This window comes from bacterium, from assembly GCA_035530055.1.
Classification (GTDB): Bacteria; UBA6262; WVXT01; order WVXT01; family WVXT01; genus WVXT01.
This window is the reverse complement of sequence record DATKVN010000097.1, coordinates 1-3,788: the sequence shown is the minus strand read 5'-3', so window position 1 is coordinate 3,788 and position 3,788 is coordinate 1. Positions and strand designations below refer to the sequence as shown.

The following is a 3,788-nucleotide window of genomic DNA, read 5'->3' as shown; positions in this document are numbered from 1 at the left end:
TTAGAGGAAATGAACAGAGCCCAGCAAGCAGGATACGCGGAGAACATTCTTGGGTTGATGCCTTATTATCAGGAGGCATATGCTGAACCAGAAGTGGCTGAAGCTCCAAGAGCGCCAACAATGAAAGCGTGGGGAGGGCGGATGTGGCAGTGGGATGGAGCTGGATGGGTGGATATCGGAGAGGCAGGAGTAGAAAAAGCACCAGATTACCCAACTTCTTATGAGGAATGGAGTTTGGCAGGTGGAAAAGCTGGAACTGGGAAAACTTATGCTAAATGGTTAGAGACAAAAGAAGGAGCACCGTCAGAAGCTGAACAACTAAAAGAAGCAAAAGCAGGAATGAAAACCCAACTAATGGCTGCGAGAGGAGGCGATGGATATGTTTCACCTGACGATTATAAGAAAGGTAAAAAGGCTTGGTTTGAAGCTGGTTATAGTAAAGATAAATATGATGAGTATTTTGAAATGTTTGCGAACCCAACTCACTTAGGGGATTACAAAATAGCAAGATAGTAATTATGTTTGAAAATTTATTCGGAATACCAGAAATTAAAGAAAAGAAAGCTCCCTCAGAAGGAGGGGTGTTTGAGGGTTTGTTTGAGAAACCCGAAAAGAAACCAACTGATTGGACTCTTGAATATCCTGAATGGCAACCGACAACCCCTGGCTTGAAAGCTCTGAAGGAAGCAGGTTCTGCTCCTCCGATAGAAAAAGAACCATCAGTTTGGGAAGAAAAGGAATTGCCCTTACCGACCTGGAAAGAAACTCCAGTAGAAGAATTTAAATTGGAAGTAGGAGAAATGCCTCCTAAACCGAAAGAAGAAATCAAAGAAAGTAAAATAAAGGATATTTGGGACCAATTTTATCTTACTGGAAAACGAATGTGGGAACGAACCAAAACCTATTTTGTTGATACTTTACCGAATACAGTGTTTAGGGATATTGAACCTGGTTTTCATCCTATGAGAATTGCATTTCCACTTGGAACATCTCCGTTTGAAAGTATGTATGTTACAGAAAAACAAGCAAAAACAGTTAATAAAGTTAATAAAAAATTAAGACCTGTATTCAAAAAAAGTTATGATAAGTCCCAATTAAGATACCGAGAATGGTTATCTTCTCACCCTGAATTATATCCCAGGAAAGAATGGGAAAAAGGAGTGATAGAAACTGTTAAAGAAGACCCATCAGTTTTATTAGACCCCGCTTATTGGGGTTATGTAGCGGCAACTCCTATTGCTTTCAGTGGAGCTGTTATGGGGACTACCGCTGCCACTTTTGCTCTTACTAAAAATCCCTGGCTTTCTTTAATGTCCGCAATGGCTGTGATGACTCCGATGGAATCACAAGATATAACCGAAGATTTAAAAAGAGAAGGGGTTGATGACGAACAGGCTGCTATACTTGGGGCAATAATTGGTCCAGTAATTGCTGGGGTTGAGGTAGCTGGGGATTTGCCTATATTATCTGCTCTATCGCCAACTTTTAAAAAAGCTCTATTTGGACAAATAAAAAAACAAGTTGTTAAGAAAGTTGTAAAAGATTTTACTGTAAAGGGTATACTCAAAAAAGGGATAAAAACATTCACAACAGTTGAAATTGTTGAAACGCTTGAGGAACTTATTCAGGGAGTAATACAGAGAGTAACAGTTAAAACTGTCGCAGAAAATAAGGGTATACTGGAAAGTATTGTGGAGTATTTCAAAGAAGAAGCACCTGAAACGATAGCTCAAACTTTAATGGGAACTGCTCCATTAGCATTACTCGGTGCTGGAGGAGAAATAAGAGCAGGAGTTATTGAAGAAAAAAAGAAAGCACCACCAGCGAAACCTATATTTGATGGACTTTTTGTTAAACCAGAAGTTAAACCAGAAGTTAAAGCAAAGCCAAAACTCCCTGAAATTAAAAAACCCCCTAAGGAAGAAGGCAAACTTTATGCGGTTGCGATAATGCCTGACCCCGGTCTTGATAAGTTTTTATCAGAAGAAGTAAGACCTGTTCTTAATAAAGCAATGGAAGCTGGAAAGTTTTTAGGGAAGACAGGAAGACATATACCAGAATTTATGATGAGAATAATTGAACCTGCTAAACTGGTAGCAGGCGAACCCTATGCAACGGTTATTCGGGGCATTCATAAGCCAGAAGCCAGATTGGTAGAATTTGACCAAAAAAGATTAGAAACAATGGATACCAATATAAGCGAGCTTGAGAAATGGTTTGATAAGTTCTCTGATAAGGATTTGGGCAATTTGATGTTGACAAGAGGTAAAACAAGTTCTTTAGAAGCCCGCAGAATTCAGATAAAAGCATTTGCCGAAATATCAAAAGAACTGAAAGTTCCCGCCATTAAAAAAGCAATTCAGGAAATAGCCGATTTCAACTATAAGTTTTTACAAGAGGTTGCTGGCAAGGACATACACAAGGTTGAGGATTACTTCTATGGAATGTATAAAAACCCCAAAAAGGTTAGCAAGTTCTTGGATTACTGGAGGTCAACTGAAAAGTTTACCAAACAAAAGATATTCCCGACAGTTGCCGATGCTAAAGCATACGGATTGGAATTAAAATATAAGAACCCCGTAGCCAACCTGAGGTCAGAATTTAGGGCTATTGCCAATTTAGAGGGAATGAATTGGATGAAAGAAGAACTACTGCGAACTGGAAAGGGAATATACATAGAGGAAACGAGCAAGGCACCATTAGAATGGGATAAAGTTAATGACCCAGTTTTCAGAGATTTAAGAGTTGAACCGAACTTAGCTCGTCTTATAAATAACTTGATTTCAACTAATAAGATAACAAGAATTCCAGTTTTAAATGCTCTTCGGAAAATAAATAATACTTTAAGGACATATAAATTTATTGGTAGTGCTTTCCACGCAGTATCAATTGCTAAGCAATCAGCAGTTGATAGTGGATATTTTGGCTTTGCTTATAAAAAGACGGCTGTGAGAGGAGCAACTTTTGGATTTAGAGAAAATGACCCTATATTCCGAAGCCCTGAATACCTTGAGTATATTGAGTTGGGAGGTGGACATAAATATAGTGCTGAGTTTCAATCCAAAAAAATAGTAACTGATTTTGTGGATAAAGTTAATCGTGGGAATTTCTTAGGGGCATTTACTAAAATAGGTATTTTCCCTGCCAAAATTCCAAAAGGATTTGTTAATTGGATGTTTAACCGATTTATTCCGAAGGTAAAATATGCTAAATATCTGGATTTTGTCGCTAAAAGAGAAAAGGATTTGGGCAGAATGACTACCGATAAAGAGAAGATAGAGATTATAAAAGAAGGACAGAACTTCTATGGAATGATGAATGAGAGGTTATTCGGCAGGAGTGGAACGGTAACTACTGCTTTAAGGTTTGTATTTTTAGCTCCTGGATATGCCGAAGGTAACTACCGAACGATTATAAAATCATTCTCACAATGGGGAGTAAAAGGAACTTATGGAGCAGGTAGGTCAAGGTTTAATATAGTCAATTCACTTCTACTTACTGGGATTTTAGCCACAGTTGGCACTTTAATATTTACAAAGAAGCTACCAGAAAAACCAAAAAAGATAGAAGATATTAGAGATTTATTCAAGGTAGATACTGGGTATGTAGACGATAAGGGTCGTAGGGTTATGATTGATTTGATGACCTATGATAAGGACTATTGGAATGTAACCTTCAATATTTTAAGAGGAAGACCAGATGTAGCAATTACCCAAAGTGTAACAAGATTAGGAGGAATGAAAGCGCCAACTGCTGAAATGTTATGGGATTTTTCTGGTATGCTTATG

The 3,788-nt window shown here is 38.0% G+C and carries 2 protein-coding genes; both read left to right on the top strand.

All coding sequences use genetic code 11. The features are described 5' to 3' along the window. Nucleotides 1–513: hypothetical protein (locus tag VMW39_07705; GenBank protein ID HUW23900.1), on the top strand; the 513-nt coding region annotated here is incomplete at its 5' end. Nucleotides 514–518: 5 nt separating this feature from the next. Beyond that, the coding region (locus VMW39_07700; GenBank protein ID HUW23899.1) for a hypothetical protein at nt 519–3,788 on the top strand (3,270 nt) is incomplete at its 3' end.